This is a genomic window from Paludibacillus litoralis (assembly GCF_037646705.1).
GTDB classification, from domain to species: domain Bacteria; phylum Pseudomonadota; class Alphaproteobacteria; order Rhodobacterales; family Rhodobacteraceae; genus Pikeienuella; species Pikeienuella litoralis.
This window is the reverse complement of the sequence record NZ_JBBHER010000015.1, coordinates 1-14,998: the sequence shown is the minus strand read 5'-3', so window position 1 is coordinate 14,998 and position 14,998 is coordinate 1. Positions and strand designations below refer to the sequence as shown.

Annotated in this window: 11 protein-coding genes; 7 read left to right on the top strand and 4 right to left on the bottom strand. The window is 70.1% G+C overall.

Annotated elements, in window-relative coordinates:
* The first annotated feature begins 157 nt into the window (after window positions 1-157).
* The 7 genes from WG921_RS17865 to WG921_RS17835 all read left to right on the top strand — a co-directional run bounded on the left by WG921_RS17865 (window position 158) and on the right by WG921_RS17835 (window position 9,841).
* Window positions 158-2,497 (top strand): glycosyltransferase family 2 protein, encoded by a 2,340-nt coding sequence (locus WG921_RS17865; RefSeq protein WP_340110624.1) that lies wholly within the window; start codon window positions 158-160, stop codon window positions 2,495-2,497.
* Window positions 2,494-3,378, top strand: coding sequence for a hypothetical protein (locus tag WG921_RS17860; protein ID WP_340110623.1), 885 nt, complete (start codon window positions 2,494-2,496; stop codon window positions 3,376-3,378). The genes WG921_RS17865 and WG921_RS17860 overlap by 4 nt, the downstream gene beginning before the upstream one ends.
* Window positions 3,375-5,042 carry a hypothetical protein gene (locus WG921_RS17855; protein WP_340110622.1) on the top strand — a complete coding sequence of 556 codons (1,668 nt, stop codon included), beginning with the start codon at window positions 3,375-3,377 and terminating at the stop codon, window positions 5,040-5,042. The genes WG921_RS17860 and WG921_RS17855 overlap by 4 nt, the downstream gene beginning before the upstream one ends.
* A 578-nt stretch (window positions 5,043-5,620) precedes the next feature.
* On the top strand, window positions 5,621-6,757 hold the full coding sequence (locus tag WG921_RS17850) for a DegT/DnrJ/EryC1/StrS family aminotransferase (protein WP_340110621.1): 1,137 nt from the start codon (window positions 5,621-5,623) through the stop codon (window positions 6,755-6,757).
* The gene (locus tag WG921_RS17845) at window positions 6,754-7,377 is read left to right on the top strand and encodes an acyltransferase (RefSeq protein WP_340110620.1); all 624 of its coding nucleotides are present in this window, start codon (window positions 6,754-6,756) and stop codon (window positions 7,375-7,377) included. The genes WG921_RS17850 and WG921_RS17845 overlap by 4 nt, the downstream gene beginning before the upstream one ends.
* Complete coding sequence (locus WG921_RS17840) at window positions 7,374-8,360, top strand: Gfo/Idh/MocA family protein (protein ID WP_340110619.1); 987 nt, start codon at window positions 7,374-7,376, stop codon at window positions 8,358-8,360. The genes WG921_RS17845 and WG921_RS17840 overlap by 4 nt, the downstream gene beginning before the upstream one ends.
* A complete protein-coding gene (locus WG921_RS17835) occupies window positions 8,357-9,841 on the top strand; it encodes an AAA family ATPase (protein WP_340110618.1) in 1,485 nt (494 codons plus the stop codon). The genes WG921_RS17840 and WG921_RS17835 overlap by 4 nt, the downstream gene beginning before the upstream one ends.
* A 46-nt stretch (window positions 9,842-9,887) precedes the next feature.
* On the opposite strand, the gene WG921_RS17830 is transcribed toward WG921_RS17835, so the two are convergent.
* The 4 genes from WG921_RS17830 to WG921_RS17815 all read right to left on the bottom strand — a co-directional run bounded on the left by WG921_RS17830 (window position 9,888) and on the right by WG921_RS17815 (window position 14,841).
* Window positions 9,888-11,570: a putative sugar O-methyltransferase gene (locus WG921_RS17830; RefSeq protein ID WP_340110617.1), complete on the bottom strand. Its 1,683-nt coding sequence runs from the start codon at window positions 11,568-11,570 to the stop codon at window positions 9,888-9,890.
* Window positions 11,567-12,691 (bottom strand): non-hydrolyzing UDP-N-acetylglucosamine 2-epimerase, encoded by a 1,125-nt coding sequence (gene wecB / locus WG921_RS17825; protein WP_340110616.1) that lies wholly within the window; start codon window positions 12,689-12,691, stop codon window positions 11,567-11,569. The genes WG921_RS17830 and wecB overlap by 4 nt, the downstream gene beginning before the upstream one ends.
* A gap of 14 nt (window positions 12,692-12,705) precedes the next feature.
* On the bottom strand, window positions 12,706-14,364 hold the full coding sequence (locus WG921_RS17820; RefSeq protein ID WP_340110615.1) for a glycosyltransferase: 1,659 nt from the start codon (window positions 14,362-14,364) through the stop codon (window positions 12,706-12,708).
* 315 nt (window positions 14,365-14,679) lie between these two features.
* Window positions 14,680-14,841: a hypothetical protein gene (locus WG921_RS17815; RefSeq protein WP_340110614.1), complete on the bottom strand. Its 162-nt coding sequence runs from the start codon at window positions 14,839-14,841 to the stop codon at window positions 14,680-14,682.
* Between the last annotated feature and the right edge of the window lie 157 nt (window positions 14,842-14,998).

Here is a 14,998-nt window from a genome sequence, read left to right as displayed (position 1 = left end):
GCTGAAGCCGAACAAGCTGACCGACGCGGTCATGGACGAGATGATGAAGGTGATCCTGCGCTACCGCGACGCCATCGCCCCCGAACGCATCTTCCGCGGCGTCAAATGGAAAAAATGACCCCGAGACCCGATCCGGACAATATCAGGGCGCGGGCGCGTGGCTGAAGCCGGACGGTCCCCGGGCGCGCGCGTCCATCCGGTCCGGGCGGGGGGCGTCTACGAGATCCGGGTCGCGCTTCAGGCGGGCGCCGACGATGCGAGCGGGGGCGCGGACGCGCTCCGGCTCACGCCGGTTCCGGTGGAGTTCCGCGACGAGGACGGCGCCTTCGTCGACCCGCGCCTGGTCTGCGACCAGACGCCGATCCCCGGCCTCGACCCGATGGAGCTGGAGACGCTGCCGCCGCTCGCCCTGACCGATCAGGCGCTGGCCGGCGCGCTCGCCTCGCGCTTCTTCGTCGCGCCGCCGGATGCGGCGGAGATCCGGATCGGGCCGGTTCCCGACGGGGTTTCGGTTCTGCGCCTCGAGGTCGCCCCGCTCGACGTCAACTGGGCGAGCAGGGCGGCGGCCGGGCGGTTCATGTCGGAATTCGAGGGCGTGACGCGGCGGCGCGCCGCGCTTCTCAAGACCGTCCTGAAGCGGTGGCGCGCGGGCGCCCCCGCCGCGCGGGCGCTGGCCGAGGCGCCGCGCCGGCAGCTTCAGAGCATCGCCGCGCGCTTCAAGCCCGGCGGCGACTGGGGCGACGTTCTGAACCCCGAGGACATGGCCGCCGCGGCCGCCGATTATCAGCGCCGGATGGAGCGGCTGCGCGCCCAGGCCGCGCATCTCCCGAAGGTCGGCTTCATCGGTTCGGACCGGGGCTATGAGCGGCTCGACGGCATGGCCGAGCTCTATCGGCTGCGCCAGACGAAAGCGGCGGAGCAGCTGCGGCTGCTCGATCTCGATCTGATCGTGATCGAGGCGGGCCCCGGATGCGGCGACGACGACGACCGCGACTGGCCGCTCGCCTTCTCCGCGCTGGACGGGCGGCTGCCGGCCGCCGGGGCCGCGCTCTTCGATCTCGCGGAGGCGCATGGGACGCCGGTCCATCTCTGGCTCACCGGCGCGCCCGGGATCGCCGTGTGCTGGCGCGGCGCCGCCGAGCGGGCCGCGCGCGTCGTGCTGGAGGGGCGCGCGGAGGAATGGGCCGGGGTCTGGGACGATCTCGGCGGAAAGATCCGCCACGCCCGCCGCGCGACCTCCCCGACCGCCTGCAGCGTCGGCGGCCTGCGCGAGCGCGGGCGCGACCGGATGTTGGTCCCGGCGGTCGCGGACATCTTTCAGGACCCGGATTTCGCGGCGCTGATCAGCGAGGACAGCGTCGCGGAGATGCTGCTGATGGAGTTCCGCTACGGCTTCAACGCCGCCTCGCTCGAGCTTCGCATCCGGCGGGAGAGGCTCACCGTCTGCCGCCACACGCGGGCGCAGGAGCGGCTGATCCTGCAATCGGCGAGCCTCGCGCTCCTGCCCGCGCAGAGCCTGCGCACCGATTCCGAGCTGCTGGCCGCCGCGCTCGACGCCATCGCCTCGGGCGCCGTGCCCATCCTCTACGGCGACCCGCGAAGCGATGAGCCGCTGCTTCTCGCGCTCGACCGCGTGCGCCACGTCATCGACCTGATCGAGCTTCAGGCGCTCTACCGCACGCCCTGGCTCCTTGAGCGGCGCTGGCGCGGGCTGATGCGCATGGTCGCGCGCGCGCATGTCTGGACGGCGCCGGATCGCGCCGCGCTGCTCGGCCGCGACCCGTTCCCGGACGGGTTCGACACGCCCCGCGTCAGCAGCATCCTGATCACCAAACGCCCGTCTCTCATCGCCAATTGCTTCGAGACGTTCCGCAAGCAGAGCTGGCCGAACAAGGAGCTGATCCTCGTCCTGAACACGGGAGAGATCCCCGACGATCTTCCTGAACTTCGCGAGAACGAGCATGTCTTCGCCCTGCCGGAATGCGCGAATATCGGCGAGTGCCTGAACCGCGCGATCGCGCAGTCGAGCGGCCGCTACTGGGCCAAGATGGATGACGACGATTTCTACAGCCGCATCTATCTCGAGGAGACGGTCGGCTATTACCTCGCCACCCAGGCGGATTCGGTGGGGCGGCAATCGCAGTATTTCTATTTCGAGAAGGAGGACGAGACGCAATCGCGTCTGCACGTCGCCAGCCGCGTCAACCGGATCCTCTCCGAGGGGCATGTGTCCGGGGCGACCCTTTCGGGCGACCGTCTCTGGCTGAAGCAGCCCTTCTCGTACAGAGACCGGAATTCGGCCGACTCGAACTGGGTGAACAGGCTCTTGACCGAGGGCGCCGTCGTCGCGAGCGGCGCGTCGGGCGCGTTGGTGGTCTTTCGCTCCGACAACGAATCCCAGCACACATGGCACATGTCCGTGGATCCGAACGTGATGACCCATTTCCGCACCTGCGCCGCCGGACCGATCGCAGAAAGGTTGAACGCCCGGCTATGAACATCCCGACGCTTTCGAACGCGGTGGTGGGAGCGATGGCGACGTTTCCGGGGCGGTTTTCGCTGATCGCCCCGGTGATCGAGTCTCTCGCGCCGCAACTCGACCATCTTTTCATCTATGCGAACCAAACCACGGATGGGTTTCCGGATCTGTCGCATCTTTCGAATGTGACGGTCCTGGACGGGCGGGAGCATCGCGGCGACATCTCCGCCAATGGAAAGATCTACCCCCTCAAGTTCGTCAGCGACAGCATCGTGCTGACGCTGGACGACGATTTCATCTTCCCGCCCGATTACGCGGCGACCTATCTCCGCCTGATCAGGAAATGCGGCGGAATGTGCGCGGTGACCACGCATGGCGGCATGTTCCCTCCACGGGCGGACTGGTATTTCGAGCGCACGCACACCTTCACGTCGATCAGGTCCCTGCCCGACATGCAGCTTTGCTCCCTTGCGGGCAGCGGCACGTTCGGCTTCGATCAGAAAACGCTTCGCTTCGATCCGGAGAGTTTCCTGTCCGAGGTCATGGTCGATCTCAAGCTCAGCGTGCTGGCCCGTGAGCAGGGCCTGCCGATCTGGGTCGTGCCGCGCGAGGAGAACTGGCTGCGCTTCATCGGAACAGACGGTTTGTGGGAGAAGCTCAGCGCCGGCGCGTTGACCCACCACACCCGTTTCGCGAGCAAGATCGACTGGTCGTTCGGACTCTATCGGGAGATCGCCAATTCCGCGCTCGATGCGGCCGGGCTGACGCCGGCCGATCTCGGCCTGGACGCCGATCTGGCGCATGGGTTGCGGACGGGGGCCACGCCCCGGTTGTGGCGTCGGGGCCGCAGAACCTGCATGAAGCGAAATCAATACCTGGAGATCCTCCTGAACCAATGACCGCCGCTTCCGAATCTTTCGCCATCTTCGTGATCGGGACGGGCCGCGGCGGCGCCTCGCTGGCGGCGCGGGCGTTGGAGACGCTGGGGCTGGAGGCGCCGGACGGTCCGGACCACGCGAACGAGACCGACCTGAGCGGCGCCGGAGAGCCCGTTGCGACCCGGGATCGGATGCGCGCGCTCGCGCGCGCGCCGGACGTCCTGCAGGGGCTTCGGGTCAGCGGCTGGCGGGCGTCCGCCGCCGCGCGCGAGACCGTCGATTGGGCCGCGGCGCACATGGCGGCCCGGCGGGATGCGGCGGGCGGGCGCGGGCTCGTCGTCAGGGTTCCGCTCAGCGCGCTCTTCCTGCCGCTCTGGATCGACGCCGCGGAGCGGATCGGGCTCGATCTGCGGTTCGTCTGGGCGACGCGGGGCGCGGCGGCCGGCCCGCGCGCGCCGGCGGAGGCCCATGATCGCCCGGCCGCCGCCGCCGCGCCGGCGATCCATGCGCTGCGGAGCTTCTATATCCTGCGGGACGCGCCGGCGGAGACGCTGCTCCTGCCCCATGACGGCTGGGCGGAGGCGCCCGAAGCGCAGATCGAGGCGCTGGCGCGTCTGGCCGGGGTGGCGGATCCGGCGCGCCGGGACGCGGCGCGCGCCGCGTGCTCCGGCGTTCCCGACCAGAGCGCTCCCGAAGAGGCCGCCGACCCGCCCGAGCCGCTTCGCCGGCTCGACGCCGTCATCGGGGGGAAACGCGGGCCGCTCGGCGCGATTCTCGCCCCCGGAGCCGTGGAGCGCGCCCGGCTCATGGTCAGTCTCGCCGATCTGGTCCATGATCTCCACCCGAAGGGCCGCCCGTTCCACGCGCGCGACGCGCTGGACGCGCGGCTCGCGCTGCTCGCCAGACTGGCTGCGGAAGCTGAACAGGAGACTCCCGAGATGAAGGACGAACTGGAGATTCTTGCGCGCCGCATTCGCGACGTCAGCCATGAAAACCACGAGCTGACGCGGCGCGTTCCCGACTCGATGGAGCTGGAGGCCGAGCTCCGCAAGGCGCGGGCCGAGGCGCAGGCGAGCGCGCAAAAGCTCGAAGAGGTCTCCGCGCGCCTCGACGAGGCGCGCGCGGAGCGGGACCGGCTGGCCGAAGAGGTCGGCGCGCTCCGCGAGCGGGCGCGCGCGGCGGACGCGGAGCTGGACGACGTGAAGGCCGCCTACGCCGCGCTGACGCGGGAGCGGGAGGCCATCGAGGAGGCCGTGAGCGCCCGCTGGGCCCATGAGAGCCACACCCTTCAGCGCAAGAATGCGCGACTTCAGAAACGTCTCGATCGGCTGAAAGGCCCCAACGCCAACAAGCGGCTTCAGGTCAAGCTCACGCTCCGCGATCAGCAGATGAAGCGGCTCACCCGCCTTGGCGGCCTCGCCGCCCTGTTCGGGTCGCCGCGCTCCGAGCGGCGCCGGATCGAGGCCGTCGCGGCGTCCCCGCATTTCGACGCCGCCTGGTATCTGAAGACCTATCCCGATGTCCGCAAGGCGAAGATGAGCCCGGCCCGGCATTTCGTCCTTCACGGCGTCTACGAGGGCCGCTCGCCGTCGCCGGATCTGGACACGCTCGACTATTACATCCGCCATCCCAAGGCGTTGGCGGAGGGGATCAACCCGGTCCTTCACAAGGACAAACGCTCATGATCCGCGCGAACCGCCCGTAAACGCCGGCGCGCGCGGGCCCCGCCGGGGGCCCCTTCACCACCCCAACGACTCCGACCCGGGACGGGATCGCCTTCAGGCGCCCGCATCCATGGGGCGGCGCCGCCGGATCGCGCCCGCGATCCGCGCTCTGGCGCGGGCGAATAGCGCTTCAATCACGGCGCCTTGGGGTGCGGTTCGAGCTGTTCGGATGAGGCGGGCGTTTCGCCTTTGAGGCGACCCAAGTGTTGCATCATAACCGATCTGTGATATGTCGTGAGTCATACTCCGCAGCCTACCGAAAGCCATCTTCAAAGACGCGTTCTCGACTCGAAAAACCCGCCATGAGCGTCCCCCTCGTCGGGGCGGCGTCACCGCAGAGCCCGACCAGGATCGACCTCTCATGCCGAGAGAAGGCTTCCGAAACGCTTTCACCGGAGCGGAGCCATAATGAAGACGAAAGCCGACGCTCTTCCGCCTTCGGCGGACATGGGAGCTCCCGGGCCGCGGGGCCAATCAAGAGATTTCGGTTCTCCGCCTCTCTCGCCGTGCGTGAGAAGCGCTTTTGCTAAGGAAGACGCATGATCCCCTTCATTGACCTCAAGACCCAGTATTCGCGCCTGAAGGACGACATCGACGCGCGCATCCACGCCGTTCTCGATGGCGGGCAATACGTGATGGGGCCGGCCGTGACCGCGTTCGAGGAGGAGCTCTGCGCCTATACCGGCGCGCGCAACGCGATCAGCTGCTCGTCGGGGACCGACGCGCTCTTCATGCCGCTCCTGGCCATGGGCGTCGGCGCGGGGGACGCGGTCTTCGTTCCGTCCTTCACCTACACCTCCACGGCCGAGGCGATCCTGCTGGCCGGCGCCGCGCCGGTCTTCGTGGACGTCGATCCGGGGACCTTCCTGATCGACATGGACGATCTGCGCGCCAAGATCGCGCAGACCCGCGCCGCCGGGCGGCTGACGCCGCGGGTGATCATGCCGGTGGACCTGTTCGGCCAACCGGCCGACTACGCGGCGCTCAACGCGCTGGCGCGCGAGGAGGACCTGAAGATCGTGGCCGACGCCGCGCAGGCCTTCGGGGCGCGCAAGGGCGGGACGATGGTCGGCGCGATGACCGACATCACCTCGACCTCCTTCTATCCGTCGAAGCCGCTGGGCTGCTATGGCGACGGCGGGGCGATCTTCACCGATGACGACGCGCTGGCGGACGTCCTGCGCTCGGTGCGCTCGCACGGCAAGGGCGCGCATAAATACGACGTGGTGCGCGTCGGCGTGAACGGGCGCCTGGATTCGATCCAGGCGGCGGTCCTGTCGTCCAAGCTCTCGATCTTCGAGGATGAGCTGGCCAGCCGCGAGCGCGTCGCGCGGCGCTACGACGCGGCGCTGGCGGAGGTGGTGCGCGTGCCCGCGCGCGTCTCCGACAGCCGGAGCGTATGGGCCCAGTACACCATCCGCACCACCGAGCGCGAGCGGCTCCAGGCCGGGTGCAAGGAGAGGGGCGTCCCGACGATGGTCTTCTATCCCGTGCCGATGCACCTGCAGCCGGCCTACAGCGCCTATGGCGACGGCGAAGGCTCGCTTCCCGCGTCCGAACAGGCCGCGCGCGAGGTCGTCAGCCTGCCGATGAACCCGTATCTGAGCGAGACCCAGGTCGACGCCGTTTGCGATTCTATCCGGGACGCGCTCTCCGTCGCGCAGTTGGCGGAGTGAGCGACGCCCCCATCGAGATCCAGGAGGGCGCGATCGTCGATCAGCCCGGCGGCGGCCCCGAGCCCAGCCGCTTCGGGCCGGGGGGCGTGCTGCGCCGCGGGACGATCGTCTACACCGGCGTGACGGCGGGCCGGAACCTGCAGACCGGCCATCACGTCACGATCCGCGGCGGCGCCGTGATCGGGGACCATGTGGTGATCGGGACCAACACCGTGCTCGACGGGGTGCTGACGATCGGCGACTTCGTCAAGATCGAGACCGGCTGCTACCTGCCCACGCACATGTCGGTGGGAAACCGGGTGTTCATCGGGCCCTGCGTGACCTTCACCAATGACCGCTACCCGCTCAAGATGCGCGACGCCTACCTGCGCGACGGCCCCCAGGGCGCTCATGTCGAGGACCTGGTGACCATCGGCGGGGGCTGCACGATCTGCCCCGGCGTGCGGATCGGGCGCGGCTCGTTCGTCGCCGCGGGCGCCATCGTGACGCGCGACGCGCCGCCCATGTCGCTGGTGATCGGCGCGCCCGCCCGGATCGAGCCGCTGCCGGACCGGCTGCGCGAAGACAACATGGCGCTCTCGTGGCGCGATCTGATACCGGCGGATGGAGACGCTCAATGATCTTTGGAATTATCGGCTGTGGAAAGCAGGCCCCCAAGCACATCAAGGGCCTCCGCGCGGCCGACGTAAAGGAGATCCGCGTCTGCGACGTCGATCCGGCCCGCGCCCAGGCGCTCGCCGACGCCCTGGGCGTGACGGCGGTCCCGGACGTTCCCGCGCTCCTGTCCTCGGGGGTCGCCGCCGTCTCGATCTGCACGCCGACCCCGTCGCACGCGCCGCTCATCCGGCAATGCGTCGCCGCCGGCATCCACTGGATGTGCGAGAAGCCGTTATGCGAGGACGTCGCCACCGGCGAGGCGCTGATCCGCGAGACCGAGGCGGCGGGATTGATCGGCGCGGTCGGCTGGATCTACCGCCAGGTGCCGACCTTGCGGCAGGGTCGCACGCTCGCCGCGCGCCAGGGCGACGCGACGTCGCCTCTGGGCGCCTTCGGATCCGCCATCTTCCGCATCGGCGGGCGCGGCAGCGCCATGCCCTGGAAGCATTATGCGGACCAGGGCGGCGGCGCGACCCGCGAGATGATGGTCCACATGATCGACCTCGCCCAGTGGTATTTCGGCGCCCCCAAGGAGGTGGAGCTGCTCCAGCGGCAGCTGCGCTGGCCCGAGCGGCGCATCCATGGCGAGCTTCACCAGGTCGACGCGGAGGACTGGGTGCTCGCCTCGCTCAAGTTCGAGGGCGGGCTCGACGTGCTGATCCAGGCGGACTTGACCTCGCCGTCCTTCACGCAATATGTCGAACTGCATGGCGACAACGGTTCCTTCGTCGGGTCGATCCAGCCCCAGCACGCCAGCTATATCTTCCTCAGGGAGGCCCGGGACCAGTGGCCCGCCGGGCGCACCGCGATGGAGGCGCAGCCCCATGACCTCTATCGCAGCCAGATGGGCGCCTTCGTGGCCGACATTCTCAACGGGACGCGCGAGACCGCCGACACGATGCGTGGATCGATCGAGGTGATGCGCACGATGGAACGCCTGAATTGAGGCTCCCGGCATGGTTGGGCGGGGGCCGTCCGGCCCCCGATGACGCGGGGCGGGACCGCGCCGCGCGCCCGCCGGCCGAAGTCAAACGTCTGCGCCAGAAATGCGCCCGCCTCGCCGAACGGCTCGACACCGTCAAGGCGCGCGATCTCCGCCGCAAGGCCCAGGTCGACCGCCTGCGCGAGAAATGCGCCCGCCTCGCCGAGCGGCTCGACATCGTCAGGGCCCGCGATCTCCGCCGCAAGGCCCAGGTCGACCGCCTGCGCGCGCAGATCGCGCCCAGCCTGCTCACTCAACAATTGCAGGTCGCCGACGCGGCCGTCGAGATGCTCGCTCCCCGGCTGAACCCGGGCGCCGTGGTTCTCGCGCGCGGGGTGGAATCGCTCCCCGCCGCCGCCGCCGTGGCCGATCTCACGGGCGCGCGTCTCGCCTGCGACGTGCTGGAGGTGCGCGACTACACCCAGCGGGTGGCCCACCGGACCGCCCCCCTGTCCGCGCGCGTGCTCGCCGAGGCGGCGCAGGCGCATCTCCTGACGCGCTGCGCCCACGTGACGACCGTAAGCCCGACGATCGCCGCCGAGCTTCGAGACGGGCTCGGCGTCGCGGCGGACGTCATGGGCCAGTGGCACGTCGGCAACGCCTATGCGCCCGATCCGGAGATCGAGGCCCGCCTCGCGCCCTTCGAGCGGGTGGTGACGATCAACTGCATGCAGAACGAGATCAGCCCCCTGAAGGCGGCGCTCGACGGGTTCATCGCCGCCGCGCGCTCGGGCGCGGCGCGCGGCGCGGTCTGCGTCGTCGCCGGGCGGATCACGCCCCCCGCCTTCCATCGGGAGGTGGAGGAGCATCTCGCGCGCGCCGGCATGTCGGACCGGATCCTGCTGCTCGGCCAGCTCGGAGACGACGCCTACGGGACGGTGCTCGCGCGCACGACGCTCGGCCTCGTGACGCTCGATCCCGATATCGGCAACCATCTGGCCTCCTTTCCCAACCGGGTGGTCGATTTCGCCGCCTTCGGCGCGCCGATCTGCACGCCCGAGCTGCCGGACGTGGTCCGCGAGCCGCGCCTGGAGGGCCATCTGCGCATCGTGCGCGCGGCGCGCGACCCGGCGGCGTGGGAGGCGGCGATCGCCGCCGCGCTGGAGGCGCCCGCGCGCCTGCCGCCCCTGCTCGCCCGGCCGGGTTGGGAGCAGGCGTTCATGGATGGGATCGGCGGGCGCGCGCAGGTCGCGATCGTCGACAATTCGCTGCGCTGGCACGGAGACAGGATCAAGCGGCAGCTCTACGCGATCGTGCGCGCGAACCGGCCGGCCCTCTATCTGGGCCGGAACTGGACGGTCGTGGACGGGGTCCGGCGCCGCGACGTCGAGACCCCTTTCGTGCTGGAGACGTTCGACACGCCCGCGGAGCTGACGCGGCGCCCGGCCTGGAGCCCATGGCCGGACGAACCTGGAGCCGAACAGAGCCGCCCCCTGAACGGGTGAGGGCTCTCGGGGGCCGCGCCGAAGGCGCCTCGGGCGCGCGGCGCGCTCAGGCCTTCGGGCCGCTCCCCCCGGCGCCGGTCTCGCGCGCCGATTTTGAGGCCGGTTTGGAGGGCGGGGCCGCGGCCGCCTTCGCGTCGCGGCCCGTCAGGCTCTGGATGCGCTCCGCCATCGCCTTCCGCTTCGTCTGAAGATCCTTGACGCGCGCCCTGAGGGCGCTGGCGGCCTCCCCGCGCTCCCGGATCGTCTCGGTCTGTCTCGCCACCCGGGCGCGCAGCGCGTCGAGCTCGGTCCGCGCCTTCCGCGCCTGATCCTCGAGCCGGGCCTTGAAGCTGGCCCGCGTCTCCGCGTCGCGGTCCGTCAGGGTCCGGACGCGCTCCGCCATCGCCTTCTGCTTCGTCTGAAGATCCTTGACGCGCGCCCGGAGGACGCTGGCGGCCTCCCCGCGCTCCCGGATCGTCTCGGTCTGTCCCGCGACCCGGGCGCGCAGCGCGTCGAGCTCGGTCCGCGCCTTTCGCGCCTGATCCTCGAGCCGGGCCTTGAATCTGGCCCGCGTCTCCACGTCGCGGCCCGTCAGGGTCCGGACGCGCTCCGCCATCGTCTTCAGCTTGTTCTGAAGGTCCTGAATCCGCGCCACATGAACATGGGCGGCCTCTTCGCGGTTCCGGATCGACTCGGTCTGGCTCGCGGCCCGGGCGCGCAGCGCGTCGCGCGCCGCCTGGGCCTTGCCGACCTGATCCTCGAGCTTGGCCTTGAGCTCGATATAATAGTCGCGCTCCGCGGCGAGGGCGGCGCCGACCCATGCGGGCGCGTCAACGCGCTTTCGGAAGATCTCGATCGGAAAGTCGGTCGTGCGCGAGCGCGGAGAGTAGGATTTGTACTCGGTGTAGAGAGGCGGGCGCTGAAGATATTCGCGCTTGTAGAAGAACTCGCGCGAGTTGGCGAAAAGGAAGGCCCCGCCCGCGCGCAGCCAGACCGGCGCGGCCTCGAGATAGGCGCGCGCCGCCCGGTCCGGCATCTCCTGGATCGAGGAGAAGTTGACCACCACGTCGACGCTCTCGGGGGCGATGCGCCCGGCGGCCCAGGCGGGGGCCACCACGCAGTCGCAGTCGCGCCGCGCGAGCCCCTCGGCGTCGGTCGCATAGACGACGTCCAGGCCCAGGCTCCGCAGATACGCTTCGGAATAGGCGGTGGATTCAGGCACCGCGTCGATGGAGACATAACAGAGCGGCGCGTCGATATAGCGATGAGCGAGCGCGCCGAGGAAGCTGAAGCCTCCCCCGATCTCGAGCACGACCGCCGGCCCGTCGCGCGGCGGCAGGGCGTCGACGATCCGCTTGAGATGCACAAGCCCGTGGACGGCGCTGAGGTCGGTCTCCGTGACCTCACCCGGCGCGGTCGATCCGGCGATCTCGAGCAGCAGGGCGTCGAAGGTCTCGCGCGGGATGAAGCGCGACAGATACGCCCGATAGGCTTCGATCCGATCTCCGTCCTGAAACCGCTCGGCCACCGTGCCCACCCAGAGCGGGAGCATCTCCTCGAAGGTGGCCGGCGCATCCTCGGTCACCGGCCGGCCGATCAGCGCGGAGAGGTCCCACCGCTCCAACGCGGCGAAATCCGCGCGCTCCCGGCCCTGCGCCGCGTAAAGCTCCCGCAGCCGGTCGCGCGGCGGATCGATCGCGACCTGCGTGAGCCTCGGCGGGCGCGCGTCCGGGCCGCCTTGCGCGCTCACGACGGCGCGCCGTCTTCGAGCAGCCGCGCGCAATGGGCCACGATGCGCTCGGCCGCCCGCCCGTCGCCGAAGACCGGCGTCCAGTCCGCGTCCGTCTCCGCCAGCGCCGCGACCACGGCGCCGCAGATCCGCTCGGGGTCGGAGGCCCCCGCGATCCGGTTGCCCCGGCGCGCGACGGTCTCGGTCCATTCGGTGTTGTCGCGGATCGTCACGCAGGGGCGGCGGTGGATGAACGCCTCCTGCTGGACGCCGCCCGAATCGGTGACGACCGCCCTCGCGTTGATGAGCAGCTGCATGAAGTCGAGATAGCGCAGCGCCGGCGTCATGCGGATGCGCGACGATTTCCGCGCCAGGTCCATGAGGCCGAACGCCTCCAGGTTCTTGGCCGTGCGCGGATGCGCCGGAAAGACCACGTCGCAGCCCGCGGCCTCGCCCGCGGCCTGGGCGCCGCGCACGATCGCCTCGAGCCGGTCGGGCTGGTCCACGTTCTCCTCGCGGTGCGCCGTCAGCAGGAGGTAGTCCTGCGCCGTCAACCCGCGCTCCGACAGCGCGTTCGAGCGCTCCTGCGCGACAACGGCGTGGTTGAGCGAGGCGTCGACGATCGTGTTGCCCGTGACATGCACCGCCCCCGGAACCTTCTCGCCCAGCAGGATGTCGCGGGCCTTGTCATTCGTGGCGAAGAGCAGCTCGCTGATATGGTCCATGATGCGCCGGTTGTGCTCCTCGGGCATCCGCCAGTCATAGCTCCGCTCGCCCGCCTCGGAATGCGCGAGCGGGACGCCCAGCTTCCTCCCCGCGAGCGCCGCCGCCACATTCGAATTGGCGTCCCCGTTCACGAGCACGACGCCCGGGCGCCGCTCAAGGAAGGCGGCTTCGCAGCCCTCCATCATCCGCGCGGTCTTGGTCGCATGGGTCTGCGCCTCCGCCGCGCCCTTCAGGTGATAGGCCGGCGCCGTCAGGCCCAGATCCTCGAAGAGCTCGACATCCATCTCGGGCGAGTAATGCTGGCCGGTATGGATAACGTAATGCGGGTGGTCCGCCGCCTGGAGCGCGTGGATGATGGGGGCCATCATGATGATGCCGGGGCGCGTGCCGACGATGACGCAGATCTCTTTGGACATTCTGCGGTTCCTGGTCAGTATTTTTCAAAGGGAATGGCGATGACGCCATCCGGGACGGTGGAGGTCTCGGACATGGGGCAGGCCACCTTGGCGGCCACTCCAAGTCGGGTCAGGCTCGTGGCCATGCGCATCGTGCGGTTGTTCAGGGTCAGGTCGTTGAACCCCACGAAGGTGACCGAGAACGGGCGCCCGAACACGTCCAGGAGCTGGTCGCGCTCCAGGTTCTCCCAGGTCATCCGCGCGCTCGCCTCGATGGTGCCCGCGCGCATCTCGTCCCGCCGCTCCAGCGCCCGGGCGACGCCGTCGGCCCAGGCCTCGGCGGTGACGCCGTCGATGCTCAGGCCGCAATCATAGGTCCTGAGGATCTTGTCGATATCGGGCATCATCGGCGCGACGATGGGCAGGCCGCAGGCGAGATAGTCGAAGACCCGGTTGGGCAGGGAGATATAATTGTTGGGGATGGACGGGTCGCGCACGATGAGGCCGATATCGGCCCCGCCGCAATATTCGATCATCTTGCGATAGGGCACGGGGCCGCGGAAATGCACCCTGCTCTCCAGCCCGAGGGCGGCGCGCAACGCGGTGATCTGCTCGCCGTATTCGAGCGGCGCGAACGTCCCCACGACGACGAGATGAACGTCCCCGCCCATCCGCGCGAAGGCCTCCAGCACCTGCTCGAAGCCCGACGCGATCGTGCTGATCGCCAACACCACCTTGGCGTCGGGCCCGAGGCCGAACTCTTCGCGCAGCTCGTTCGACACCGTCAGCTCGGCGTGGTTGCGCCAGTTGGGCACCACCCGCACGTCGGCGTTCGTCTTCGAGACGATATCCCCCAGCGCCCATCCGACGGTCAGAGCGAAATCCGCCTCCCGCAGATAGCCCAGCAAGGCGTGATCGATCGTCTTGAGGACCGTCGGCTCCCATTTCGAGAGGATCGCCCGGGCGGCGAAGGAGGGGATCTCGATCACGTCGCAGGCCGCGGCCCCGCCCTGGAGCGCGCGCAGCCGGTCGGCCGCCGGCAGCGCCTCGACCCCGTGGGCCAGATAGACGTCGGCGCGGCACTCCTCGGCGCGCGCGCCGATATCCTGCGCGAAGGCCAGGAACCGGTTGAGCGGGGCGTTGGGCGCGACCCGGTCGAGTCGGCCTCTGAGCCTCGCCTGCACCTTCGCCGCCTGCGCCCGCTGGTCCTGCAGCCTGGTCCGGATCTGCGCCGCGTTGGCCCGGTGGATCTCCAGCCTGGCCCGCATCTGCTCGGCGTTGGCCCGGCGGTCCTGCGCCAGAGCCTGCAACCGCGCGACGCGGTCCCGCTGCTCCTGCAGCTTGCCCTGCATCCGCGCGACCCGGTCCCGCTGCTCCTGCAGCTTGCCCTGCAACCGCGCGACCCGGTCCCGCTGGTCCCGCAGCTTGGCCTGCAACCGCGCGACCCGGTCGGTCTGGCCCTGTTTCGCCGCCTTCAGCGTCTCGATCTCGGCCGTGAGCCGCGCCTGTCTCTCCCTCAGATGCGCGATCCGCGCCTTGAGCCGCGCGCGCTCCGAAGCGAGGGCGGCCGGCGCCGCATGGCCGTCCCGCGCCGCGCCTTGCGGGTCCGCCTCGGAAACCGGCCCGCGGGCCCGCTCCGGCCGCATCCGGGACTGAGCCGCCGCGCCGCCGGCCGGCCGGGGCCGCCCGGCCATCCGCCTCAGCTCCGCGGACAGCGTTCTGATGACCTTACCGACCATGGAGCCCCGCGGAGTCCGGCGCCGCCCTGGGGCGCGAGCGCCCGAAGGCGCGCTTCATTTCCGTCGGCGGCCCGCCGACGCCCATGCTATGGCTCCATATCACGCCGGGTCCCTTCTGAAGCTGACGTATCATATATCTTGAACATTTGTCGCGCCATGTCGATCCCCGGAAGCGGGATGAACCGCGCCGATCGCGCGGCAGGCCGGCGTTTCGCGAACGCTTTCGCGGCGCGGGTCCGGGAATGTTCGGCCGACGCGGCGGCGATCTTTTCAGAAGAGGTTTCGCGCGATCGGAACCGGCGTGAGCCGGAGCGCGCCCGCGCCCCCGCTCGCATCGTCGGCGCCCGCCTGAAGCGCGACCCGGATCTCGTAGACGCCCCCCGCCCGGACCGGATGGACGCGCGCGCCCGAAGATCGTCCGGCTTCAGCCACGCGCCCGCGCCCTGATATTGTCCGGATCGGGTCTCGGGGTCATTTTTTCCATTTGACGCCGCGGAAGATGCGTTCGGGGGCGATGGCGTCGCGGTAGCGGAGGATCACCTTCATCATCTCGTCCATGACCGCGTCGGTCAGCTTGTTCGGCTTCAGG